Raw genomic sequence first — 21,402 nt, 5'->3', positions numbered from 1 at the left:
CAGGACGAAAGCCCTCTTTACATATATCTTTTTTGCGTATTAGATATATCTAGAAAATGGCGTAAGGCTTTCCGATGAGCGATGACGATTTTCTCCGGAACTACGATCCGCAAGCCTTCGCGCGGCCATCGATCACGGTGGATCTGGTGCTGCTGTCGATCCGCGGCGGGCGCCCATCCGTTCTGCTGATGCGCCGCACGGCGCCGCCGCAGGCGGACCGCTGGGCGCTGCCGGGCGGCTTCGTCGGCATCGACGAGGACCTGGAAGCGGCGGCGGCCCGGGTTGCGCGCGACAAGGCCGGGATCGAGGGAGCGCGGCTGGAGCAGCTCTACACCTTCGGTGCCGTGGACCGCGATCCGCGCATGCGCATCGTGACCGTCGCCTATCTCGGGCTGATGGAGGAGGGCGCCTTCGAGGACGCGCTTCGCGACACGCCGGACCGTCTCGGCGCAGTCCTCGAGATCGGGCCGACCGGGGAAGGCTTCGCCGCCCGCTCGCCGCGCGGCGAGGCGCTGCCGCTCGCCTTCGATCATGCCGAGATCCTCGCCGCGGCGCTGATGCGGCTGCGCGGCAAGCTCGACTGGTCGGATGTCGGCTTCTCGCTCCTGCCCGAGCGCTTCACGCTGCGCCAGCTCCAGGAGGTGCACGAGGCGATCCTCGGGACGTCGCTGAACAAGCCCGCCTTTCGCCGGCGCATGCTCGACAAGGGCTGGATCGCGCCGACCGGCGCCCGCGAGGAAGGGGCCTCCTTCCGCCCCGCCGAGCTCTTCCGCTTCCAGCCGAACACCTGACCGCAAAGGAGGCTTTCCATGGCCACGATCCGCAACTTCGGCGTCCTCGCCCAGCTTCGCAGCGAGGCGAGCCACCACGTCATCCACTACCGCCGGGGCCGCGTGAAGCGCAGCGGCCGGGGCCTCGTCTTCTGGTTCCGGCCGGAGACCGCCAGCATCGCCGAGCTGCCGATGGACGACCGGGAAATGACGCTCTTCGTGAAGGGCCGCAGCAAGGACTTCCAGACCGTCGCGGTGCAGGGAACGGTCGGCTGGCACGTCGTCGATCCCGAGCTTCTGGCGAGCCGCGTCGACTTCTCGATCGGCCTCGTCGGCGGCAAGCCGCAGAAGGAGCCGATCGAGCGGATCGAGGCCCGCATCGCGGGCGTCGCCAACCAGGCGGTGCTGCAGGAACTGGCGGGCGAGCCGGTGCGCGTCCTTCTCGACGCCGGACCCGAGCCGATGCGCCGACGCCTGGAAGCGGTGCTCGCCGCCGACCCAGCGCTCGCCGAGATCGGCATCGCCGTCGTGTCGGTGCGGTTGAAGGGCCTCGCGCCGACGAGCGAGCTGGAGCGCGCGCTGCAGACGCCGACTTTCGAAGCCCTGCAGCAGAAGGCCGACGAGGCCGTGTTCGAGCGCCGCGCGCTGGCCGTCGAGAAGGAGCGGGCGATTGCCGAGAACGAGCTGGCGACGCGCACCGAGCTTGCCCGGCGCGAGAAGCTCCTGATCGCCGAGGAGGCCGAGAACGCTCGAAACCGCGCGATGGGCGCCGCCGAGGCGCGCGAGGTGGAAACGGCGACGGACGCGAACCGCATCCGCGCCCTGGAAGGCGCCAAGATCGCGGCCGAGCGCGACCACGTCGCGGTCTATCGCGACCTGCCGCCCCCGATCCTCTTCGCGCTCGCCGCGCGCGAGTTCGCCGGCAAGCTCGACACGATCGAGCACCTGAACGTCACGCCCGACCTTCTCGCGACGCTTCTCGGCGGCCTCGGCAAGGCGCCGGTCGCGGGCATCGAGGCGCGGTGAGGGGCCGGCCATGACGACCCTCGCGCCCCGCGCCGTCTTCGTCACGCGCGCGACGGATTACGAGCTCCTGGTCGCGGCCCACGCGACGCGCGACCAGGCGCGCTTCTTCCTCGAAAGCCGCGGCCAGCGGATCGAGGACGTCGAGGAGCGTCACCGGCGCTTCCAGGCGGCGCTGGGGCAGGCGCGCGCCGCCGTGCCCCCGACCTGGCGGCAGGCGGCGGTGCGGCGCGAGGATCTCGACCGCTTCCTGTTCGCCGCCGAGGACGTCGTCATCGCGCTCGGCCAGGACGGGCTCGTCGCCAACGTCGCCAAATATCTCGACGCCCAGCCCGTGATCGGCGTCAACCCGGCGCCGGACGTCGTCGACGGCGTCCTCGTGCGCTTCTCCGCGCAAGAACTCGCGGCGCTCCTGCCGGCGAGCGCGGCGCGCGAGGCGCGGCTGGAGCGGCGGACCATGGTGCAGGCCGTGCTGGACGGCGGCGAAACGCTTCTGGCGCTGAACGAGATCTTCGTCGGCCATCGCAGCCACCAGTCCGCCCGCTACCGCATCGAGGCGGACGGGGCGGCCGAGCAACACGCGTCGAGCGGCCTCATCGTCGCCTCGGGAACCGGGGCGACGGGGTGGGCCCGCTCCATCGCCGAGGCGACGCATCTGGAACTCGATCTCGGCCGGGAGGAGCGGGCGGTCGGCTACTGGGTTCGCGAGCCCTTTCCGAGCCTCGCCACCGCGACGCGGATGCGCGCCGGCAAGCTGTCGGTCGAGCCGCTCCTCGTCACCTCGCGCATGAACGAGGGCGGCGTCATCTTCGCCGACGGCATCGAGCAGGACTTCATCGCCTTCGACTGGGGGCGGCAGGTCCGCCTGTCGCCGGCTCCCAGAACCCTCAACCTCGTCGCCGGCTGAGCCGCGCGATCTCAGCCGACGATCGCGTGCGGAACGAAGCGCGACAGGTTGCGGGTGATGCGCGAGCGGTCCTCGCGCATGCCGAGGCCGACCGCCGCGTTCCCCACGACCCAGGTGCCGAGAACGGCGAACTGGCCCCCGGCCTCGAACAGCGGCGTCAGGGCCTGGACGATCGTCGGGCCGGCGCCGTAGTCGCCGCCCGTCGCCTCGATCTCGCGGCCATTTTCGACGATCGCGATGTTCTCGCCCTCGCGGGAGAAGAAGGGCTTGCGCACGCCGTCCGCCAGCGAGGCTGCGCGCGGATCGTCCCCGAAGAAGGCGGGTAGGAGATTGGGGTGGCCGGAATGGCGCTCCCAGAGGAGCGGCAGGATGCCCTTGTTGGACAGGATCGCCTTCCAGGCCGGTTCGACCCACTCCGTTCCGGACCCCGGGAGATGGCGCGCGAAGGGCTCGCGCATCATGTCTTCCCAGGGGTAGAGCTTGAAGCAGCGGTCGATGACGCGGTCCTGCGGATCGGTGAAGCGCCCGACCGCGTCGACGCCGATCGCAGCCATGTCGATGAGCGCGGTCCGATGGCCTGCCTGGACGGCGCAGTCCATGAGATAGGCGGCCGTTCCCCGGTCCTCGTCGCTCGCGGTCACCGCCGCGAAGTGGAAGATGCGGTCGGCCGGAAAGGCGGCGAAGGCCGCGATCAGGCTCTCCTGCAGGAGGTTGAACTGGTCGGCCGCCTCGGGCAGGCGCCCGAGCGCGACCTGATCGGTCAGCCAGTTGAACTGGAAGTAGGCCGCCTCGAAGACGCCGGTCGGCGTGTCGGCATTGTATTCGAGAAGCTTGGCGGGGCCACGCCCGTCATAGGCGAGATCGAAGCGGCCGTAGAGCGAGCGCTGGCCGGAGCGGAAGGACTCGCGCACGGTGGCGAACTGCTCGGGCGGGATCGCGAGCCGCGCCATCAGCGCGTCGGATTCGGCGACCTCCGCCGCGAGGTCGAGGCAGAGGTCGTGCAGGTCTTGCGTCGGCGCCTCGATCTCGTTCTCGATCTCCGCCATGGTGAAGCGGAAGTGCACGTCGTCGAGCCAGTAGGGCTCGCCGTACATCTCGTGGAAGCCGAAGCCGACGGCCTCGGCCTTCGCCTGCCAGCCTTCGCGAGGCTCGATCGGAAGGCGCTCCACCGTCAGCCGCCGAAGGAGAAGCCGCCGCCGCTCCGGCTGGAGGACAGGCCGCCGAAGCCGCTGCGCGACACCGTGCGGGTGTTGACGTTGGCGGGGCGCGGCGTCGACGTCCGGTTGCCGATGGCGGGATCGGACCGGTAGGTCGTGCCGTTGCGGCCCGTGAAGATCGGCGTCGGCCGGCGATAGGAACCGCCGCCGACATAGGTGCCGTAGGAGTTGTAGTTCGTCAGGCTCTGGACGGCCGAGGAGATCAGGTAGCCGGTCATGAAGGGCAGGAAGAAGCTGCCCGCGCCGGAGCCGCCGGCCTGGTCGCGCGGAACCTCCATGCAGCGGCCCGCGCCGTACTCGGCCTCGCAGGCCGCTTGGCCGTCGAACTTCGGGGCGTCGCGCAGGTGCTGGCTGAGCGCGGCCTGGTACTCGGCGTTGCAGATGTCGGTCTCGACGCCGGCCTCGATGCACTGGGCCGGCGATGTGAAGAGCGTGTCGTCGGCGGGCTCGTCCCCGCAGGCCGACAGCGCGAGGCCGCCGGCGGCGATCGTGCCGAGCGCGAGCAGCGGCGGCTTGCGGCTGATGAAGCGTCTGGTCATGGCCGCGCCCCGCTCAGTAGGTCATGCAGGCGGCGTTGAGCATGCCGACGGCGACGGAGATGCCAGCCGACCAGAGGCCGCCGGCCATCTCGCCGTTCGTGATCCGCTGTGGCAGGCCCTTCATGGTCAGGCAGGCGACGGCGAAGGCGATGGCCTGGAAGACCGCGCCGACGATCGCCCAGATCAGGAAGTCGACGAGCGAGACGGAGTTCGCCGCGGCCGAGGCGAGCGGCAGGGAGAAGCCGAGGATCGCGCCGAGAAAGGCGACGACGGCCGTCGCGTTGCCCGTGCGGATCAGCGACAGCTCGTGCTGCGGGGTGAGGGCGGAGTACAGGATGGAGAAGGCGGCGAGCGAGCCGAGCCCGGTGGCGAAGTAGGCGAGAAAGGCCGGCAGGCCTGCGACGTAGCCGAACATGCTGCGGGAAGTCCTTTGCTCAGGTGGCGGGATCGGGCGGACGATGCGAAGGGAGCGGCGGAGCGGTCAGAGGCGGCGCACGTCGGCCGCCATCAGCCCGTAGCCGAGGATGAACTCGATCGACGTGCCCTGCGAGGCCGCGCCGAGGCCGAGGTCGCGCTCGATGTTGATCAGGAGCATCTCCCGCGCCTGGCCGAGCGGGCGGGCGTAGAGCATGCAGGACTGGTGGATCTCGCGCCGGCTTTCCCCGTCGTCCACCGTCTCGACGAACTCCACGAGGTCGGCGCGCCCCGCGCCGTCGCCCCAGAAGCGCTCGAAGACGATGCCGTCCGCGTCGTAGCGGGGCTGGCCGATGAGGCCGGAGGGCCCGCGCCAGCGCGCCCAGTCTGCCGCGCCCGCCGGCACCACGCTGTCCCAGGGCTGGTAGATGCTGACGTCGAGGAGTTCCTCGCCAAGGGTCGCGGAGGCCGAGAGAACCTGGAGGATGGTGTTGTCGGCATCGTAGTAGCGCGACAGGACGGTGCTCGCGTCGAGCCGGGCCTCGCCATAGGCCGCGACGATCATCATGCCGCCGGACGGCAGCGGCATGGAGGGCTCGGCCCCGGCCATGCCGGCCTGGAGGCTCAGCGTGTCGATCTCGATCCCGCCGCCGATGGCGACGCCGAGCGGCCCGCGCTCGGCCGGCAGCGCCGCTTGCCCGCCGCCCGATCCCCAGCCGAAGATGCGTCCGATCATCTCGATTCACCTTGTGCCGTTCGCCGCAACCCTTATTACATGCCGGCCGCCCAACGGAAGGGCGGCGACGGTTCGAGACGGGAGTTTGAGAGACTTGGCCAACTGGAACCTCGCATCCCTGACGGAGCTCTTCGCCTCCGATCCACCCGCCCTCGGCGACGTCGACGTCTCGATCGAGGGCGACGTCCTGCGGGTCACGCTGAAGGAGAAGGGGCACCTCGACGTCTTCGTCGTCGCGGGCGGCGACCAGATCCTCGCCAGCGTCATGCTGGCCCCGGCCGACAGCGTGCCCGAGCGCAGCGCCTTCGAGCGCCTCGCCCTCAAGACGCACAAGCTCGTGCCGCTCTCCACCTTCGGCATCTCGATCGTGAACGGCGAGGAATGGTACGAACTCTTCGGCTCGCTCTCGGCCCGCTCGTCGGCCGAGGTCGTGGTGGAGGAGATCGCTGTCCTGGCCAGCAATGCCGAGGACGCGGCCAACCTCATCCAGGAATGGCGCAACGGGGAGATCGCGGCATGAGCGTCTGGGGCAAGCTGTTCTCCGCCGTGCGCGGCGGCATCAACGAGGCGGCCGAGACCGCCGTCGACGCGCAGGCGCTGCGCATCCTCGACCAGGAGATCCGCGACGCGGAGAACGCTCTGCGCAAGGCGCGCTCGGACCTCGCCGGGATCATGGCCTCCGCCAAGTCGCTCGGCCGCCGGGTCGACGAGGCGCGGGCGAAGGACCAGAAGGACATGGAGTCGGCGCGTGCCGCGATGACGGCCGGCCGCGAGGACCTCGCCCGCCAGCTCGCCGACCGCATGTCGCGCAACCGCGCCGACATGGCCCGCGACGAGAGCGAGCTGCAGCGGCTCCAGGGCGCGCAGGCGCAGATGCTCCGCGCCGTCCAGGACACCGAGACGCGCATCCAGACCATGCGCCGCGAAGTGGAGAGCGTGAAGGCGAACGAGTCGCTGCTGCAGGCGCAGTCGGCGATCGCCTCCAGCCATGCCGGCGTCAATTCGCGGCTCGGCAGCGCGATGGAGTCGCTCGAGCGCGTGAAGAAGCGGCAGGAGACCATGGCGGGCCGCCTGGAAGCGGGCGCCGAACTCCAGGCGCTGCAGAGCGGCTCCTCGCTCGACCAGGCGCTTCTCGAAGCCGGCATCGGCGGCAGCCGCTCCTCGTCGGACGACGTCTTCGCCGAGATCATGCGCGGCGACGCCAACAAGGCGCTGCCCGGACCGCAAGCTCCGGTGCCGGGGATCGGCTACGATCCCAAACCCTGACCGGTCGAGGCGGCCGGCCCGAAGCCTCGGCGGCGGGCCGGCATGTGAGCGGAGAGCCGCGCCTTTCTAGCGGCTGCCGTCGGGGGCGGAGTGGTTGATCGGCGCCTCGCCCGCGACGATCGCCCGCCGCGTTTCCTCGTGCCGCTTGCGCAGCGCCTCGAAGCGCTCCGTCGAGCCGGGGGGCAGGGTGCCCGTTTCGTACTGGCGCATGAGGTCGAGGAATTCGACGCTTTCCGCCCGGCTGAGGCCGACATAGACCTCGTCGCCGGCCTCGTTGATCTCCAGCGCGCGCATCCCGTGCAGGAATTCGCGCTCGTCATCGGAAATGTCCATCCTCGATCCTCCTCGGTCTCGCACCGCTGCCCTTTTTCGGCGGGCGGAACAGGTGGGGTGAAGCCCCCGGCCGGCGCGCGGGTTCCCGGAACGGCGTCAGGCGGCGGCCGCTTCCTCTTCCACGGTCAGATCGCGCAGGATGGCGTGGACCTTCTGGCCGCCCAGCGCGGCGGGGTCGAAGCCGCTGGACAGGCCGACCTCGGCGAAGCGCGCCGTGTTCTCCGCCGAGCGCCCGACGAAACCCATCGCCCAGCCGGAAAACGAGCGCTGCGCGATCGGCTCCAGCGCCAGGAGCGACACGTCGCCGTGCCGGTCGTCCTGCTGGATGCGCTCGAAGGTCGCCTCGACGGCGTCGAGCGGGCCTTCCAGGACCTGCGCGAAGACGCCCGCATTGAACAGGAGCGTGCCGGTGACGCCTGCCGCCTCGTTGTTGCGACGGCTGGCGGCGAGGATCGAGGCGACCTCCGCCTCGAAGCCGGCCCCGTCGCGCGAGACCGCGTTCCGGCTGTAGTAGACGAGCTGGTAGAGGGGGGCGGGCATTCCGGTTCTCATGCTTGAAGAAAGGTCGCGATGCCGTCCGCGGGCATGGGACGGCCGGTGAAGTAGCCCTGCACGTGCGTGCACTGTTCGCCGCGGATGCGGGCGAGCTGCTCGGGCGTTTCGACGCCTTCGGCGGTGATGGCCATGCCCAGGCTCAGGCCGAGGCCGGCGATGGCCTTGAGGATGGCCTCGTTGTCGCCGCCCTCGTCGGCACCCTGGACGAAGGAGCGGTCGATCTTGATCTTGTTGAAGGGGAACTTCTGCAGGTAGCTCAGGGACGAGTAGCCGGTGCCGAAATCGTCCATCGAGATGCGGATGCCGAGGTCGCGCAGCGCGTGCAGCGTCTTCAGGACGTTGGACGTGTCCTCCAGGAGCGCGCCTTCGGTGATCTCGATCTCCAGCCGATGGGCCGGCAGGCCGGAATGAGCGAGCGCCGAGACGATCGTCTCGATGAGGTTGTCCGACTTGAACTGCACGGGCGAAACGTTGACGGCGACCGACATCTCGTCCGGCCACGTCGTCGCGGTGGCGCAGGCCGTCCGCAGCACCCACTCGCCGATCTTGCTGATCAGCCCGGTTTCTTCCGCGAGCGGAATGAAGTCTGCCGGCGTCACACGGCCGCGCACCGGATGATCCCAGCGGATCAAGGCTTCGAAGCCGATCGTCCGCTCCGTCTGGAGGTCGATGAAGGGCTGATAGTGGAGGCTGAACTGCTTGAGCGCGAGTGCGCGGCGCAGGTCGATCTCAAGCTCGCGCCGGTCGCGCAGCGCCGCGTCCATCCCGTCCTCGAAGACGCGGAAGCGCCCGCGCCCGGCGCGCTTGGCCTCGTAGAGCGCGAGGTCGCCGTTGCGCAGGAGATCGCGCGTTCCCTGGCCCGGTTCGGCGAGCGCCACGCCGACGCTCGCGCCGATGTTCACGGTGTGGCCGCTCAGGACGTAGGTCCGTCCGATGAGGTCGACGAGCCGGGCGGCCAAGCGCTCGGCATCGGTGCGGTCGCCGACGCCGGCCTGGATGACGACGAACTCGTCGCCGCCGATGCGCGCGACGCAGTCCTCCTTGCGGCAGGCCGCGCGCATCCGGTCGGCCACCTTCTTCAGGAGGCCGTCGCCGACGCCGTGACCGAGCGTGTCGTTGACGGTCTTGAAGCGGTCGAGGTCGATGCAGTGGACGGCGAGCCGCGCGCCGCCGCCGGCGAGATCGGCGAGCGCCGCGTCCAGCCGGAGGGCGAGCCCGCCGCGCTTCATCATGCCGGTAAGCTCGTCCGCCTCCGCGCCAGCCGCCGCGTCCGCCTCCTCGGCAATCAGGCTGAGGACGAAGCCGCCGGCGGCCATGGCGCCGAAGAGGCCGCGAAAGCGAGTCTGGGCGTTGGACACAAGGCCGAGCACGCGCCCAGCCGCGGCCAGCTGCTTGAACGGGTCCGAGCCGTTCGGGAAGAGGTCGGCGAAATCCGAGCCGACGATCCGCTCGCCGAAGCAGTCGCGAGCCGACGCGTTGGCGAAGATGACCTCGCCGTCCCAGTCGAAGCCGACCACCGGATGGGGCAGGGCGTCGAGAACGGCGTCCGACCCCGGCGCGGCGCGGCCCCGCCCATCGGAGTTCGGCAAAGGATGGACGGACATGGGCTTCCCGATCGGAGTGATCGGAGCAGCCTAGCTGCGAAAAACTACGTAGGAGTGAATGTCAGCCGCGTATATTCCGTCGGCCGGTGGTTCCGCGGCGGAGTTGGGCGGCGGTCGGCCACATCCTTTACCGATCGTCACCCAGTGCTCGCGTCCCTCCGGCGGTCAGCGCAGCCAGGTCTCGTAGTCGGAAACGAGGAGGTGGAGCGGAGCCTCGTCTTCCTCGATCGTGGCGAACCGTCCGACCGGATCGCGGAAGACGTTGTCGCCGAGATCGTCGTTGACGGTGGACACCTCGCCGACGAGGACGTCGCCGCCTTCGCCCCAGAAGGCGTGCCAGTGCAGGCGGGGCAGGAGCGTGACGCTCTCGCCGGGTCCGAGCGTCAGGACGTCGCCGCCGCGCAGGCGGCGAAGACGGCCGTCCGTCTGGATCTCGACCGGCCGGTCCGGGTCGATCGAGCCGTCGGGCGCCGCCGAGAAGAGTTCGATGGCGAGGCGGGCGCCCCCGCGGTTGATGATGTCCTCGGCCTTCTGCTCGTGCCGGTGCATCGGCGTTAGCTGGTCGCGGCGGGCGATCATGATCTTCTCGGCATAGACCATGCCGCCGCCGCGCTTGAGATCGGCGGCCTGCCCGTTGCGGGCGGTGAACAGGAAGAGGCCGGTGCGGGCGAACTCGCCCGAGCCGAAGTCGGTGACGTCCCAGCCGAGCTGGCGCTCGGGCAGCGCCCGCAGCTCGGCCGCCCGGGCCTTCATCTCGGCCGGCGAGAGATAGGCGAAGGGCGGCAGCACCTGGCCGAAGGAGCGCATGAAGGCCTCGCCCTCGCGCAGGATGCGGTTGATCTCGGAGCGCTTCATCGCGTCGTCCTCAAGGAGCCAGAAGGGTCAGACCGACAGGCGCCGGTCGGCGGACACGCCGTGCATGACGCCGCGGATCTCGGCGAGGCCGCGCAGGCGCCCCATCAGCGAGTAGCCGGGATTGATGCGCTCCTTGGCGAGGTCGTCGGCCATGAGGTGCCCGTGGTCGGGCCGGAACGGGATCTGCCAGTCCGCGCGGCCCTCGGCGCGGCGCCGTGCCTGCTCCTCCATCAGCGCGATGATGACGGCGGGCATGTCGGCCGAGCCGCCGAGATGATCGGACTCGTGGAAGGAGCCGTCCGGCTCGCGCGTCACGTTGCGCAGGTGCGCGAAGTGGATGCGGGGACCGAACGCGCGGACCATCCCGGCCAGATCGTTGTCGGCCCGCGTGCCGTAGGAGCCGGTGCAGAAGGTGAGACCGTTGGCCGGACTGTCGGCGGCAGCAAGGATGCGCCGCGCGTCCTCGGCGGTGGACACGATGCGCTGGAGCCCGAAGAGCGGAAAGGCCGGGTCGTCCGGATGGATGCAGAGGCGCAGGCCGGCCTCCTCGGCCACCGGCACGATCGCCCGCAGGAAGTAGGCGAGGTTGGCGTGCAGCTCGTCCCGGCCGAGCCCGGCATAGTCGCCGAGCGCAGCGAGGAAGCGGGCGCGGTCGTATTGCCGCTCGCTGGCGGGCAATCCGGCGATGAGGTTGCGCTCGATCAGCGCGATCCTGTCCGCGCCCATCGCCTCGAAGCGCGCCTGCGCCTGCGCGATCCGCGCGCCGTCGTAGTCGGCGTCGGCGCCGGGCCGCTGGAGAACGAAGAGGTCGTAGGCCGCGCAGTCCACCGCGTCGTAGCGCAGCGCCAGCGCGCCCGAAGGCATGGGGTGGCGAAGCTCCGTGCGCGTCCAGTCGAGGACCGGCATGAAGTTGTAGCAGACCGTCTCGATGCCGCAGGCGGCGAGCGCCCTGAGCGTATCCTGATACCAGCCGATGTAGCGGTCGCGCTCGGGCGTGCCGATCTTGATGGAGTTGTGGACCGGGATGCTCTCGACCACGGCCCATTCGAGCCCGGCCGCCTCGATCAGCGCCTTGCGGGCGCGGATGTCGCCTTCGCTCCAGGCCGAGCCGTCGTAGATCTCGTGGAGCGCGGTGACGATGCCGGTCGCGCCCGCCTGCCGGATATGGGCGAGCGGAACGGGATCGTTCGGCCCGTACCAGCGGAAGCACTCCTTCATGTGATCCATCGACGAACCCTTTTGCCTGCGCACGATCTGGTTGGTCCAGATGGGCGAGGATTGGCGGAAAATAGGGCGATCATCAACCCGCCTCCCGCAAATCTCTTGCATCTGGACCAACCAGGCGGGCATGATGCCGACATGATGGGGTCGAAGCCTTCCATAGAACCGGGCATGTCCGAAGCGCCCGGCGGGTCCGTGGTGAACCGGCTCGTGGACGAGATCCGCGGGCTCGTGTCCGCGCGCGGCCTGAAGGTCGGCGATCCCTTTCCGACCGAGCGGGACCTGTGCGAGCTCCTCGGCGCCTCGCGCAACACGGTGCGCGAGGCGCTGGTGATCCTGCGCGCCTTCGGGCTGATCGAGACACGCCCGAAGAGCGGGGCGGTGGTTTCGGACGGGCACGCGGCCGCGGTGGAGAAGCTCTTCTCCTTTCACGGCGACGTCTCGGCCGAGACCTTCCGCGACCTGCAGGGCTTCCGCCGCATTCTCGAGACCGGCATCGGCGATCACCTGATCCTCCACGCGACGGGCGCGGACCTCGACCGCCTCGAGGCGATCAACGACCGCATCCTCGGCGCGGGCGGCGTCGCCGAGCTGGCGCGCGCCGACTACGAGTTTCACGAGGCGCTGATCGCGCTGTCGAACAACGGCACGACGCTCGCGACCTTTCGCATGCTGCGGCCGGCCGTCGAGAACCTGATGCGCGTCGGCAAGGCCGCCCGCACGGTCGAGGCCGACACCCACGCCGCCCATGCCGAGATCGTCGCGGCGCTGCGCGAGCGCGACCGCGTCGCCTACGCCTATCTCGTCGGCCGGCATCTCAGCTACGGCCTGCGCTTCATTGGCCCCGGCATGCCGGCGGACACGATCTGAACGAGGACAAGCAGATGGAATTTGCCGGCAAGGTGGCGCTCGTCACGGGAACGTCGGGGATCGGGGCCGCGACGGCGGTGCGGCTCGCCTCGGCCGGCGCCGCCGTTCTCGCCTGCGGCATCGACGAGGCGGCGAACGCCGCCCTCGATCGCATGGCCGAGGAGCGGGGCCTGTCGATGCGGGCCCGCCGGACCGACGTGTCGCGCGAGGCGGAGGTGGACGCGGCAGTGGCCGCGTGCGTCGAGCGCCACGGCGGCGTCGACATCGTCGTGAACGCGGCGGCCGTTCATCCCTACGGCACGGTCGTCTCGACGGCGATGGCCGACTGGGAGCGCTGCATGGCGGTCAATGTCGGTTCGATCTACCTGACCGGGCGCTTCGCCGTTCCGCACATGATGCGCCGCGGCGGCGGAGCGATCGTCAACCTGTCCTCCGTGCAAGGCCACAACTGCCAGGAGAACGTCGCGGCCTACGTCGCGTCCAAGGGCGCGATCCACGCGCTGACGCGGGCGATGGCGCTCGACCACGCGGCGGCCGGCATTCGCGTCAACTCGGTCTCGCCCGGCTCCGTGCGCACCCCGATCCTGTCGCTCGCGGCGCGCACCTATGGCGGCGAGGGCGTTTCGGAGGCGGAAGCCTTCGCGCGCTTCGGTGCGGCCCATCCGCTCGGGCGGATCGGCGAGCCGGAGGAGATCGCCGAACTCATCGCCTATCTCGCTTCCGATCGCGCGGGCTTCGTCACCGGCGCGGACTTCCTGATCGACGGCGGGCTGAAGGCCGGCCTCGCGGTGCGCTGAGTGCGATGACGAGCAAGGGGATCACGAGCATGCGGGCGATTCGCCTGGAAGGGCTGAGGGAACTGGCGCTGCGCGAGGTCGCGGTGCCCGCGCCGGGGCCGGGAGAGCTCCTGGTGAAGGTTGCGGCCTGCGGGGTCTGCGGCACCGACCGTCACCTGTTCCTGGGCGAGTTCCCGTCGCGTCCGCCGGTGACGCTCGGGCACGAATTCGCCGGAAGGGTCGAGGCGGTGGGCGAGGGCGTCTTCGACTTCGCGCCGGGCATGCTGGTCACCGGCGATCCCAACATCGCCTGCGGGCGGTGCCCCGAATGCCGCCGCGGCCGCGTGAACCTGTGCCGGAACCTCCAGGCGATCGGCATCCATCGCGACGGCGGCTTCGCGGACTATGTCTGCCTGCCCGAGACCCAGGCGCACCGGCTGCCGGACGGCCTCGATCCCGTGCTCGGCGCCTTTTGCGAGCCGCTCGCCTGCTGCATCCACGGCATCGACATGGCCGAGATCCGCAGCGGCGATTGCGTCGTCGTGCTCGGCGGCGGCCTCATCGGCCTTCTCGCCGTGCAGCTCGCCCGCCTTGCCGGCGCGTCGCGCGTCGTCCTCGTCACGCGCAGCGCGGCCAAGCGGGACCTCGCCCTGCGGCTCGGCGCGACGGACGCGATCGACCCGTCGAGCGGCGACACCAATGCTGCGATCTGCGGCGAAAGCGGGCTCCTTCCGGGCGGGGCCGACGTGGTGATCGAGGCGGCCGGCGTTCCGGAAACGGTGGAGCAGGCGCCGCGGCTCGCCTGCCGCGGCGGCACGGTGGTCGTCCTCGGCGTCCTGCCGCAGGGCAAGAAGGTCTCGGTCGAGCCCTTCGATCTCCTGTTCCGCGAGATCCGGCTCTTGTCGTCCTTCGTCAATCCGTTCACCCACGCCCGCGCCGCGCACCTGATCGCCAGCGGGCAGATCTCGGTCGAGCCGCTCGTCTCGCGCCGGGTCGGCCTCGATGAAGGCATCGCGGCGATCGCGGGCGCGGCGCCCGCCGGCGAGATCCGGACGATCGTCGTTCCCTGACGGGCGGCGCGCGACCACCAACACCCAAGAACGACTGGGAAGGAGAACGACCATGGCAGGTGAACTCGCCGGCAAGGTTGCCGCGGTGACGGGGGCGGGCTCGGGAATCGGGCTGGCCAGCAGCCGTGCGATGCTCGCCGCGGGCGCGCACGTCGTCGCCGTCGACCGGGACGAGAGGGCGCTCGGCGCGATCCGCGACGAGTTCGGCGACGCCGCCTCGACGCTGGCGGTCGACCTCCTCGATCCGCAGGCCTGCGCGGCGCTCGCGCCGCGCATCATCGAGGCGGCGGGGCGCATCGACATCTTCCACGCCAATGCCGGCAGCTACATCGGCGGCAATCTCGTGGACGCGGACGGCGCCGCCATCGACCGGATGCTGAACCTCAACGTCAACGTCGTCATGAAGAACGTGCGCGACGTGCTGCCCCACATGATGGAGCGCAAGAGCGGCGACATCGTCGTGACGAGCTCGCTCGCGGCGCATTATCCGACCCCCTGGGAGCCGGTCTACGCCTCGTCCAAGTGGGCGATCGACTGCTTCGTCCAGACGGTGCGGCGGCAGGTCTTCAAGGACGGCATCCGCGTCGGCTCGATCTCGCCCGGGCCCGTCATCACCGCGCTGATCGCCGACTGGCCCGCCGACAAGCTCGCCGAGGCCAAGGCCTCCGGCAGCCTGCTGGAGCCCGAGGAGGTCGCGAACGTCATCCTGTTCATGCTGACGCGCCCCCGCGGCATGACGATCCGCGACGTCGTCATGTTGCCGAGCAACTTCGACCTTTGAGAGCCTCGGGGACGCGCGGGCGCGCCCATCACGGGCTCGCGCGCCCCACTTCCTCGATCGTCACGTCTTCGCCGTGCAAGCAACGGTCGGAAGCATCTCCCGCTGCCGCCTACATGGTTCAGGCGACACGCTGGTACTGATGCCGGAAGCGTTCAACATAGTGCTGTCCGGGCGAGGGGGCCTCGACCATGTCCGTGATCGCTTCGAGCGGGACGCCCTCGAAGACACGGGTCTGCCCGTTCGCGAAGCTGAGCATGACACGCCCATCAGACGGGCTGAAGTGAATGCCCTTGATGATGCGAGATGCGACAGGGATGTCCGTCATCAGTTGCTCCAACCGCAATTGGAGCGAAGATGACCGGCAAAGCTTTTAAATGCCGTCGGAGAACGGCTTCAATTTTATCCTTTGCCTCCGACGAAGGGCGAACAGCTCGAGCGAAAGGGTGATGGCGGCAGCCAGGCCCAGGCCGATGCCGCCTCCGAGAACCTTCATGCCGAAGTCCACCCACTTGCCATGTCGGTCGGGCGTCAGGTGCTGGGCGGCTTCCAGCCCACCCGACACGAGCACGATGCCCGCGGCCACGAGGGGTAAGCGCCGTGGATGCGCGATCCCAAACAACAAGCCGACCAGAGCAAACGCGCCGAGGTGCTCGATGCCTTGCGAGGAAAGGTGAGGCCGAGCCTGGATCGGCGACATCGTGGCGAAGGCGATAAAGGCGACGCTGCCCCATGCCGCGATGGCGGAGGCAGTCTTGAGCGCGCGCGGATAATCCATTCGCGTGATATAGCGCCGTTTGTGTGCGCTGCAACACGCCGGCCTGTCTCCCGTGCCGAGGCGTGCCGTCTCATGCGGCATCGGCCCGTGATGAGCTCGGCCCATCGCTCGCTGCACCGGGCGTCAAGTGCCGCGCCCGCCACCTCCGGGGCATCGCGACCGCGCTTGCCGTGCCCGGCTTCTGCGATGATGCCCTGCCGGTCGTCCGCTGCATCGCGGGCCGGCAAGTGCTTGGTCCCAACCGCAGGGCATATACGCCGAATGACATAGTTGACGCCCCGAGATTCACGTACAACTCTCATTCGCTCGTGCCCAATGAGCCGTTGGACCGAGATCGGGGAGGGAAAACGCATGTCTCGATTCGTTGGCTGCGACGCTCGCACGGTGCATGGGGCCGAGGCTCGCGTCTCGGCGATACAGGGCATGGCCCTCGGCCTCTCGATCTCGCTGCTTCTTTGGAATGCGATTTTTCTGCTGATCTTCGGCTGAGGGACAGCTTCGCTTCAGGCTGTCCGTTCGAGGCGGCCGAGCGTCAGGCCAGGCCGACGAGCCAGGCTAAACACCAGGCCAGGAAAACGACCCAGGCGATCTGGCTCAAGCCGCCGACCAGGATCAATGTCGGCACCAAGAGCCGCTTGGCGGGACCCTTCTTGCGCGCGGTTGCACCAGCCGGTGTCGGTTCGACCGGCTGAACGATGTTCAGATGGGACATCATGTCCCCCCTCATTAAGCGTCCCGGCTGAGAGTTAGCTGGCGCCTGATGGCCGTAAAGAGGGAAATAAAACGATTAATGTAGCTACCTGACGCTCCAACCCGGTGTCGAAGAGGATGCAGCGCCCGCCCGGCATTCGCCCGGTTGGCTTCTGCGTGCTGGCGCATAGAAGTGCTCCTTCGACCGAGCGCCGTCCTTCGCAGCCATCCGCAGCGCACCCTTCGACGGCCCGGTCGCAGTAGTGCCGCTGAACCGCGTCGAGCGCTGGCGGTAGTCTAAGCTCGAGCGGGCGATCGCGTGACGCCGATCCACCACCGAGTGATCCTGCCCGTCTTCGTGAGCTTCCTGCCGATGATCAACGCGTGCGAGGCGGAGAACGCCTTCCGCGTCGATGCCGACGGCCTGTCCTGGGGCTTCCTGGCCCGGCGCAGCTACGCCGAGGAGGTGACGAAGCTCCTTTGGAATGGCGTCAACCTGATGGCCGCCGACATGCCGGCTGGCTCCAACCTCACGCCGCCCGCTCTCGACGAGGTCATCGAGCTCGTGGAGGCCACGCTATTCCCAAATGTGGAGGCGTGCCGGCGATCGGACGATCGCAAGCGCGAGCTGATGGAGGTGTTCGACGCCATGCGCTCGGCGTTGCGCGAGCTCAACGGCTGGGCCCCGGATCTGTGAAGGGTCGCGGCGGGCGTTGGAGACTTCCACCAGCGGGGGAATTGTCATGGCTCGACGTCCTGCTGACCGCCGCGGCGACGGTGATTTGGCCTAGCGGAGAACATGTCCGAGGAAGACCTTGAAACGTCCGAAATGGACGTCTATATGTCATAAATAGACAACATGACGTCCGCTAGGACGCCGAGGCGTCCGAGGAGGACCCATGCTCAAGTACGCATTCTGGAACAACAAGGGCGGCACGGGGAAGACGAGCCTCGCCTTTCAGGCGATCACCCGCTACGCCGAACTGCACCCTCAGACTCGCATCCTTGTCGTCGATATGTGCCCACAGGCCAACATGTCGGAGCTGCTGCTTGGCGGCATGACCAACGGTGGCGGGAACAAGCTCCTCCTGCAGCAGGGCCGCATCCCACGTTGCAGCATCGGCGGCTATTTTCAGATCCGGCTTCCGTCGCCGTACTCGGTTCCGGCGTTTAATCCGATGGACTACGTGATGCAGCCGCACAGCCAGAACACGGCGGTGCCGGCGAACATATCGCTTGTTTGTGGCGATCCGCTGCTTGAGCTTCAATCGAACGCCATCAACACGCTGTCGAATACGCAGATCCCCGGCACCGATACGTGGATCGCTGTGGCCGACTGGCTGCGGGACTTCCTCAATCCGCTCGCCAACGATTTCGACGTCGTCTTCATCGACTGCAATCCTAGCTTCTCGCTCTACACGCAGATCGCGCTCGCGACGGTCGACCGTCTCGTGCTGCCGGTCATGGCTGACGACAGCTCACGCCGCGCCGTCCAGAACGCCCTCTCGCTAGTCTACGGGTTGAGCCTTCCGTCGCCGATCTATGCGACGTACGCGTTCAGCGCCAAGCTCCGGGCCGCCGGACGTCAGCTGCCGCTCGTGCACATGATCGCTAAGAACCGAATCACTCAGTATATGGGCCCGGCGTCGGCCTATGCTGCGGTCCTTCACGCCATTGAAGTCGACATCGCCAACCTGCAGCTCGGCCACCCGCAGCTGTTCACTTTCAACAACCTGCACGACGGCACCGTGTCGATCCGTGACTTCCAGACCACTGGCGTCGTTGCGTTCGCCCGGGGGCTGCCCTTCAGCCAGTTGAAGTCCGGCAAGCAGACGGTCGGCGGCCATCGAGTCGAGGTCAACGAGCCCTATCGTCAGAACTGCCTACAGGCGATCGACGAGATGGTCATGAAGCTGTGAAGAGCACGCCACGGGGTGGCGAATCGCCACCCCATCGGCGCTCGCCATGTCGCGACATCCGACGAATCGCGTCGGATGTCAGGGGGTGTCGGAGAGCGGGTCGCTCGGGTTTTAGCAAACTTCGCGAAGCGTCGGCGAACGGGCACCCGGCGGCTGGACCCTTTGGTTCCGCCGTGATTCCTCGCGGAAAACGTCGATCGCCGCCCGAGGCGGGCTGATCACGTAAGTGGTTGTTCTGGTTGCGGGAAGTGGTGCCGCTTGCGTGACTCGAACACGCGACCCCATCATTACGAATGATGTGCTCTACCGGCTGAGCTAAAGCGGCCCTGTCAGGCGGTGGCGCCTGCGGATGGGGGTCTCATAGACCGGTTCGTCGGCGGGTTCAAGCGGGAAGCGGGGGCTGAGGCAAACTCCGCGCAAGCCTGGCCGTGGCGCCCGGTGACGCAGGGGCTTGCGCCGGATCGACGGGATGGCGACATTGCGGCGGATGGACGATGTTTTTCCCGCCGCGAGGATCGACGCGGCGCCCGACCTGTTCGCGCCGCCCGTATCCGGCCTCGTGCGCGTCATCGACACGGAAACCGCCGGGCGCCCGCTGGCGGAAGACGCGGTGATCGAGATCGGCTCGGTTGACCTCGACCTTGCGACGGGCACGATCGGCAATCCGATGCAGACCCTCGTCGATCCGGCCGGCGTCGGGATCGATCCCCGTGCCCGCCGCGTCCACCACATCAGCGACGAGATGCTCGTCGGCGCGCCGCCCTTCGCCGAGGCGGTGAAGCCGTTTCTCGGCGCGCCCGCCTATGCGGCGCAGCGGGCGAGCTTCGATCGCTCGCGCCTGCGCTTCTCCGGCCGGTGGCTCTGCACCTGGAAGCTGGCGCTGCGCGCCTTTCCCGACGTGCGGGCGCACGGACTGCAGAGCCTCGTGAAGTACGTCCCGCTCGACCTGTCGCCCGTGGCGGACCTCCTCGAAACGCTGCACCCGCACCGCGCGCTCTACGATGCGGCCTGCACGGCGGTTCTTCTCAGGACGATCGCCGAGCGGCTGGAGCCGCGCTGCGACGGGCTCGCCGACTTCCTGGGGCGGGCCGAGCAGGTGTCGGCCGAGCCGGCGCTTCTCGCCAAGCTGCGCTTCGGCCGGCACAAGGGCGTGCCGCTGGCCCAGGTGCCGACGGACTACCTCGAATGGCTCGTCGCCGAGCCCGGCATGGATGCCGACGCGCGCTTCACGGCCGAGCGCCAGCTGACGCGCCGCGCCGTGCGCGGCCAGCGGTCGCTGCCGGAGAACGCCGTTCTCGGCTGAAACGCGGTCGCGCGGCGCTATCTGCCGGGTGCAACGCCACACCAATCCCCGTGCCCGATGAAGCGCTTCGCCGACCTCCTCGATCGCCTCGTTCTCACGCCCTCGCGAAACGGCAAGCTGAAGCTGATGGCGGACTACTTCGCCGCCGTGCCCGATCCCGAGCGCGGCTACGCGCTGGCGGCGATCACGGGCGAGCTGGAGGTGCGCAGCGTCAAGCCGGCCATGCTGCGCGCGCTGATGGCGGAGCGCATGGACGAGCTCCTGTTCGAGATGTCTTACGACTATGTCGGCGACCTCGCCGAAACCATCGCTCTCGTCTGGCCCTCGCCGCACGACGGCGAGCGGGAGGCCGGCCGGCTGCGCAACGACCTCCCGACGCTCGCCGGGATCGTGACGACGCTCGATGCCGCGACGCGCGCAGAGGGGCCGCGCCTCGTCGAAGAATGGCTCGACAAGCTCGATTCCTCCGGCCGCTACGCGCTCCTGAAGCTCGTGACGGGATCGATGCGCATTGGCGTGTCCTCGCGCCTCGCCAAGCAGGCGCTGGCCGATTTCGGGCATAAGGACATCGTCGAGATCGAGGAGCTCTGGCACGGGCTGTCGGTCCCCTACGAGCCGCTCTTCGCCTGGCTGGAGGGGCGGGCGGAGAAGCCGGTCTCGGCCGCGCTCTCGCCGTTCCGGCCGGTGATGCTGTCGCAGCCGCTGGAGGAGCCAGACTACGGGCTGATCTCGCCGGAGACCTATGCCGCCGAATGGAAGTGGGACGGCATCCGCGTCCAGGCGACGGCCGAGAAGGGCGTGCGGCGGCTCTATTCGCGCACCGGAGACGACATTTCCGGTGCCTTCCCCGACCTCCTCGACTTCATGACCTACGAGGGCTCGCTGGACGGCGAGCTTCTCGTCGCCCGGCCGACCGCGCCGAAGTCCGGCCGGCCGAAGGTGAAGCCGCATAACGGCCCGCCGGAGGACGACATCGTCGTCGGCACCTTCTCGGACCTCCAGCAGCGGCTGAACCGCAAGACCGTCTCGGCGGCGGTCCTGAAGCAGCATCCGGTGTTCCTGCGCACTTACGACCTCCTGCAGGACGGGCGAGAGGATCTGCGGGCGCTGCCCTTCGCGGAACGGCGCAAGCGGCTCGACGCCTTCGTGACGAATCTGGAGCCCTCGCGCTTCGACGTGTCGCCCTTCGTGCCCTTCGACGGCTTCGAGGCGCTGGCGCGGCTGCGGGCGGAGCCGCCCCATCCGGTGATCGAGGGGCTGATGCTGAAGCGCTGGGACAGCGCCTACGTGCCCGGGCGGCCGAAGGGCCCCTGGTTCAAGTGGAAGCAGGACCCGCACCTCATCGACGCCGTGCTGATGTACGCGCAGCGCGGCCACGGCAAGCGGTCGAGCTTCTATTCCGACTACACCTTCGGCGTCTGGTCGGGGCCGGCGGATGCGCCGGAGCTGGTGCCGGTCGGCAAGGCCTATTTCGGCTTCACCGACGAGGAGCTGAAGGTCCTCGACAAGTACATCCGCGACAACACGATCGAGCGCTTCGGCCCGGTCCGCTCGGTGCGGGCCGAGCCCGACCACGGCCTCGTGATCGAGGTCGCCTTCGAGGGGCTCGCCCGCTCCACCCGCCACAAGTCGGGCGTCGCCATGCGCTTTCCCCGCGTCAACCGGCTGCGCTGGGACAAGCCGGCCTTCGAAGCCGACCGCATCGAAACGCTTCAGGCCATGCTCCCGTCATAGAAGCGTCGGAGAAGGCTCGCTTGCGCGGCGCGTCGGGCGATCCT

General features: G+C 69.1%; 26 protein-coding genes and 1 tRNA gene. 14 read left to right on the top strand and 13 right to left on the bottom strand.

Annotation, left to right across the window (positions count from 1 at the left end):
• Positions 1-74: 74 nt before the first annotated feature.
• Genes FZN60_RS05345 through FZN60_RS05335 form a run of 3 tightly spaced genes read left to right on the top strand, consistent with a single transcriptional unit; the run spans position 75 to position 2,700 of the window.
• Complete coding sequence (locus tag FZN60_RS05345) at positions 75-791, top strand: NUDIX hydrolase (protein WP_158871821.1); 717 nt, start codon at positions 75-77, stop codon at positions 789-791.
• 18 nt (positions 792-809) lie between these two features.
• A complete protein-coding gene (locus FZN60_RS05340; RefSeq protein WP_158871819.1) occupies positions 810-1,796 on the top strand; it encodes an SPFH domain-containing protein in 987 nt (328 codons plus the stop codon).
• Between the two features lie 10 nt (positions 1,797-1,806).
• A complete protein-coding gene (locus FZN60_RS05335; RefSeq protein ID WP_158871817.1) occupies positions 1,807-2,700 on the top strand; it encodes an NAD(+)/NADH kinase in 894 nt (297 codons plus the stop codon).
• A gap of 11 nt (positions 2,701-2,711) precedes the next feature.
• On the opposite strand, the gene FZN60_RS05330 is transcribed toward FZN60_RS05335, so the two are convergent.
• The 4 genes from FZN60_RS05330 to FZN60_RS05315 form a co-directional block, all read right to left on the bottom strand.
• Positions 2,712-3,869 (bottom strand): glutathionylspermidine synthase family protein, encoded by a 1,158-nt coding sequence (locus FZN60_RS05330; protein WP_158871815.1) that lies wholly within the window; start codon positions 3,867-3,869, stop codon positions 2,712-2,714.
• Positions 3,870-3,871: 2 nt separating this feature from the next.
• Positions 3,872-4,456 (bottom strand): DUF1190 domain-containing protein, encoded by a 585-nt coding sequence (locus FZN60_RS05325; protein WP_158871813.1) that lies wholly within the window; start codon positions 4,454-4,456, stop codon positions 3,872-3,874.
• A 13-nt stretch (positions 4,457-4,469) separates the two neighbouring features.
• Positions 4,470-4,871: a DUF350 domain-containing protein gene (locus FZN60_RS05320; RefSeq protein ID WP_158871811.1), complete on the bottom strand. Its 402-nt coding sequence runs from the start codon at positions 4,869-4,871 to the stop codon at positions 4,470-4,472.
• A gap of 66 nt (positions 4,872-4,937) precedes the next feature.
• Complete coding sequence (locus tag FZN60_RS05315; protein ID WP_422570288.1) at positions 4,938-5,594, bottom strand: DUF2491 family protein; 657 nt, start codon at positions 5,592-5,594, stop codon at positions 4,938-4,940.
• A 106-nt stretch (positions 5,595-5,700) separates the two neighbouring features.
• Here FZN60_RS05315 and FZN60_RS05310 point away from each other — a divergent pair, with 106 nt between their 5' ends.
• Together FZN60_RS05310 and FZN60_RS05305 are read left to right on the top strand one after the other, a co-directional pair.
• Positions 5,701-6,126 carry a YjfI family protein gene (locus FZN60_RS05310; RefSeq protein WP_158871807.1) on the top strand — a complete coding sequence of 142 codons (426 nt, stop codon included), beginning with the start codon at positions 5,701-5,703 and terminating at the stop codon, positions 6,124-6,126.
• Positions 6,123-6,872, top strand: a complete 750-nt coding sequence (locus FZN60_RS05305) for a PspA/IM30 family protein (protein ID WP_158871805.1) — start codon at positions 6,123-6,125, stop codon at positions 6,870-6,872. Before FZN60_RS05310 ends, FZN60_RS05305 begins: the two co-directional genes overlap by 4 nt.
• Positions 6,873-6,938: 66 nt before the next feature.
• On the opposite strand, the gene FZN60_RS05300 is transcribed toward FZN60_RS05305, so the two are convergent.
• The 5 genes from FZN60_RS05300 to uxuA form a co-directional block, all read right to left on the bottom strand.
• Positions 6,939-7,205: a hypothetical protein gene (locus FZN60_RS05300; protein ID WP_158871803.1), complete on the bottom strand. Its 267-nt coding sequence runs from the start codon at positions 7,203-7,205 to the stop codon at positions 6,939-6,941.
• 96 nt (positions 7,206-7,301) lie between these two features.
• Positions 7,302-7,745: a BLUF domain-containing protein gene (locus tag FZN60_RS05295; protein WP_158871801.1), complete on the bottom strand. Its 444-nt coding sequence runs from the start codon at positions 7,743-7,745 to the stop codon at positions 7,302-7,304.
• Between the two features lie 8 nt (positions 7,746-7,753).
• Complete coding sequence (locus tag FZN60_RS05290) at positions 7,754-9,364, bottom strand: putative bifunctional diguanylate cyclase/phosphodiesterase (RefSeq protein WP_158871799.1); 1,611 nt, start codon at positions 9,362-9,364, stop codon at positions 7,754-7,756.
• A gap of 165 nt (positions 9,365-9,529) precedes the next feature.
• Complete coding sequence (locus tag FZN60_RS05285) at positions 9,530-10,219, bottom strand: D-lyxose/D-mannose family sugar isomerase (protein WP_158871797.1); 690 nt, start codon at positions 10,217-10,219, stop codon at positions 9,530-9,532.
• 27 nt (positions 10,220-10,246) lie between these two features.
• The gene (gene uxuA, locus FZN60_RS05280; protein WP_158871917.1) at positions 10,247-11,437 is read right to left on the bottom strand and encodes a mannonate dehydratase; all 1,191 of its coding nucleotides are present in this window, start codon (positions 11,435-11,437) and stop codon (positions 10,247-10,249) included.
• A gap of 174 nt (positions 11,438-11,611) precedes the next feature.
• Between uxuA and FZN60_RS05275 the strand changes: the two genes are divergently transcribed.
• The 4 genes from FZN60_RS05275 to FZN60_RS05260 are packed head-to-tail and all read left to right on the top strand — an operon-like array spanning position 11,612 to position 14,937.
• Complete coding sequence (locus FZN60_RS05275; RefSeq protein WP_158871795.1) at positions 11,612-12,310, top strand: FadR/GntR family transcriptional regulator; 699 nt, start codon at positions 11,612-11,614, stop codon at positions 12,308-12,310.
• Between the two features lie 14 nt (positions 12,311-12,324).
• Positions 12,325-13,107, top strand: coding sequence for an SDR family NAD(P)-dependent oxidoreductase (locus tag FZN60_RS05270; RefSeq protein WP_158871793.1), 783 nt, complete (start codon positions 12,325-12,327; stop codon positions 13,105-13,107).
• 29 nt (positions 13,108-13,136) lie between these two features.
• Entirely contained in the window at positions 13,137-14,156 is a 1,020-nt protein-coding gene (locus tag FZN60_RS05265; protein WP_158871791.1) for a zinc-dependent alcohol dehydrogenase family protein, read from the top strand.
• Between the two features lie 52 nt (positions 14,157-14,208).
• The gene (locus tag FZN60_RS05260; RefSeq protein ID WP_158871789.1) at positions 14,209-14,937 is read left to right on the top strand and encodes an SDR family oxidoreductase; all 729 of its coding nucleotides are present in this window, start codon (positions 14,209-14,211) and stop codon (positions 14,935-14,937) included.
• Between the two features lie 118 nt (positions 14,938-15,055).
• Here FZN60_RS05260 and FZN60_RS05255 read toward each other — a convergent pair whose 3' ends face one another.
• Together FZN60_RS05255 and FZN60_RS05250 are read right to left on the bottom strand one after the other, a co-directional pair.
• Positions 15,056-15,262, bottom strand: a complete 207-nt coding sequence (locus FZN60_RS05255; protein WP_158871787.1) for a KTSC domain-containing protein — start codon at positions 15,260-15,262, stop codon at positions 15,056-15,058.
• Positions 15,263-15,307: 45 nt separating this feature from the next.
• Positions 15,308-15,712, bottom strand: a complete 405-nt coding sequence (locus FZN60_RS05250) for a VanZ family protein (protein WP_158871785.1) — start codon at positions 15,710-15,712, stop codon at positions 15,308-15,310.
• A gap of 351 nt (positions 15,713-16,063) precedes the next feature.
• Between FZN60_RS05250 and FZN60_RS05245 the strand changes: the two genes are divergently transcribed.
• Positions 16,064-16,201, top strand: a complete 138-nt coding sequence (locus FZN60_RS05245; RefSeq protein ID WP_158871782.1) for a hypothetical protein — start codon at positions 16,064-16,066, stop codon at positions 16,199-16,201.
• Between the two features lie 43 nt (positions 16,202-16,244).
• On the opposite strand, the gene FZN60_RS05240 is transcribed toward FZN60_RS05245, so the two are convergent.
• Positions 16,245-16,427, bottom strand: a complete 183-nt coding sequence (locus FZN60_RS05240; RefSeq protein ID WP_158871780.1) for a hypothetical protein — start codon at positions 16,425-16,427, stop codon at positions 16,245-16,247.
• A 294-nt stretch (positions 16,428-16,721) separates the two neighbouring features.
• Here FZN60_RS05240 and FZN60_RS05235 point away from each other — a divergent pair, with 294 nt between their 5' ends.
• Together FZN60_RS05235 and FZN60_RS05230 are read left to right on the top strand one after the other, a co-directional pair.
• A complete protein-coding gene (locus tag FZN60_RS05235; protein WP_158871779.1) occupies positions 16,722-17,099 on the top strand; it encodes a hypothetical protein in 378 nt (125 codons plus the stop codon).
• A 202-nt stretch (positions 17,100-17,301) separates the two neighbouring features.
• Entirely contained in the window at positions 17,302-18,321 is a 1,020-nt protein-coding gene (locus tag FZN60_RS05230; RefSeq protein WP_158871777.1) for a ParA family protein, read from the top strand.
• 249 nt (positions 18,322-18,570) lie between these two features.
• Here the strand turns inward: FZN60_RS05230 and FZN60_RS05225 are convergent.
• Positions 18,571-18,646, bottom strand: a tRNA-Thr gene (locus FZN60_RS05225).
• 162 nt (positions 18,647-18,808) lie between these two features.
• Here FZN60_RS05225 and FZN60_RS05220 point away from each other — a divergent pair.
• Together FZN60_RS05220 and FZN60_RS05215 are read left to right on the top strand one after the other, a co-directional pair.
• On the top strand, positions 18,809-19,624 hold the full coding sequence (locus FZN60_RS05220; protein WP_158871915.1) for an exonuclease domain-containing protein: 816 nt from the start codon (positions 18,809-18,811) through the stop codon (positions 19,622-19,624).
• Between the two features lie 57 nt (positions 19,625-19,681).
• Complete coding sequence (locus tag FZN60_RS05215; RefSeq protein WP_158871775.1) at positions 19,682-21,358, top strand: cisplatin damage response ATP-dependent DNA ligase; 1,677 nt, start codon at positions 19,682-19,684, stop codon at positions 21,356-21,358.
• Positions 21,359-21,402: the final 44 nt, after the last annotated feature.

This window comes from Antarcticirhabdus aurantiaca, from assembly GCF_009765365.1.
GTDB lineage: Bacteria > Pseudomonadota > Alphaproteobacteria > Rhizobiales > Rhizobiaceae > Antarcticirhabdus > Antarcticirhabdus aurantiaca.
Note: the sequence above shows the minus strand (reverse complement) of the source record. Positions and strands in the feature narration are given on the sequence as shown.

What these genes read in the sequence shown, in the direction of transcription:
- FZN60_RS05345 (WP_158871821.1), top strand. Translation starts at nt 75, where the DNA reads ATGAGCGATGACGATTTTCTCCGGAACTACGATCCGCAAGCCTTCGCG.
- FZN60_RS05340 (WP_158871819.1), top strand. Translation starts at nt 810, where the DNA reads ATGGCCACGATCCGCAACTTCGGCGTCCTCGCCCAGCTTCGCAGCGAG.
- FZN60_RS05335 (WP_158871817.1), top strand. Translation starts at nt 1,807, where the DNA reads ATGACGACCCTCGCGCCCCGCGCCGTCTTCGTCACGCGCGCGACGGAT.
- FZN60_RS05325 (WP_158871813.1), bottom strand. Translation starts at nt 4,456, where the DNA reads ATGACCAGACGCTTCATCAGCCGCAAGCCGCCGCTGCTCGCGCTCGGC.
- FZN60_RS05320 (WP_158871811.1), bottom strand. Translation starts at nt 4,871, where the DNA reads ATGTTCGGCTACGTCGCAGGCCTGCCGGCCTTTCTCGCCTACTTCGCC.
- FZN60_RS05305 (WP_158871805.1), top strand. Translation starts at nt 6,123, where the DNA reads ATGAGCGTCTGGGGCAAGCTGTTCTCCGCCGTGCGCGGCGGCATCAAC.
- FZN60_RS05300 (WP_158871803.1), bottom strand. Translation starts at nt 7,205, where the DNA reads ATGGACATTTCCGATGACGAGCGCGAATTCCTGCACGGGATGCGCGCG.
- FZN60_RS05295 (WP_158871801.1), bottom strand. Translation starts at nt 7,745, where the DNA reads ATGCCCGCCCCCCTCTACCAGCTCGTCTACTACAGCCGGAACGCGGTC.
- FZN60_RS05290 (WP_158871799.1), bottom strand. Translation starts at nt 9,364, where the DNA reads ATGTCCGTCCATCCTTTGCCGAACTCCGATGGGCGGGGCCGCGCCGCG.
- FZN60_RS05285 (WP_158871797.1), bottom strand. Translation starts at nt 10,219, where the DNA reads ATGAAGCGCTCCGAGATCAACCGCATCCTGCGCGAGGGCGAGGCCTTC.
- uxuA (WP_158871917.1), bottom strand. Translation starts at nt 11,437, where the DNA reads ATGAAGGAGTGCTTCCGCTGGTACGGGCCGAACGATCCCGTTCCGCTC.
- FZN60_RS05275 (WP_158871795.1), top strand. Translation starts at nt 11,612, where the DNA reads ATGTCCGAAGCGCCCGGCGGGTCCGTGGTGAACCGGCTCGTGGACGAG.
- FZN60_RS05270 (WP_158871793.1), top strand. Translation starts at nt 12,325, where the DNA reads ATGGAATTTGCCGGCAAGGTGGCGCTCGTCACGGGAACGTCGGGGATC.
- FZN60_RS05265 (WP_158871791.1), top strand. Translation starts at nt 13,137, where the DNA reads ATGCGGGCGATTCGCCTGGAAGGGCTGAGGGAACTGGCGCTGCGCGAG.
- FZN60_RS05260 (WP_158871789.1), top strand. Translation starts at nt 14,209, where the DNA reads ATGGCAGGTGAACTCGCCGGCAAGGTTGCCGCGGTGACGGGGGCGGGC.
- FZN60_RS05255 (WP_158871787.1), bottom strand. Translation starts at nt 15,262, where the DNA reads ATGACGGACATCCCTGTCGCATCTCGCATCATCAAGGGCATTCACTTC.
- FZN60_RS05250 (WP_158871785.1), bottom strand. Translation starts at nt 15,712, where the DNA reads ATGGATTATCCGCGCGCGCTCAAGACTGCCTCCGCCATCGCGGCATGG.
- FZN60_RS05245 (WP_158871782.1), top strand. Translation starts at nt 16,064, where the DNA reads ATGTCTCGATTCGTTGGCTGCGACGCTCGCACGGTGCATGGGGCCGAG.
- FZN60_RS05240 (WP_158871780.1), bottom strand. Translation starts at nt 16,427, where the DNA reads ATGATGTCCCATCTGAACATCGTTCAGCCGGTCGAACCGACACCGGCT.
- FZN60_RS05230 (WP_158871777.1), top strand. Translation starts at nt 17,302, where the DNA reads ATGCTCAAGTACGCATTCTGGAACAACAAGGGCGGCACGGGGAAGACG.
- FZN60_RS05220 (WP_158871915.1), top strand. Translation starts at nt 18,809, where the DNA reads ATGGACGATGTTTTTCCCGCCGCGAGGATCGACGCGGCGCCCGACCTG.
- FZN60_RS05215 (WP_158871775.1), top strand. Translation starts at nt 19,682, where the DNA reads ATGAAGCGCTTCGCCGACCTCCTCGATCGCCTCGTTCTCACGCCCTCG.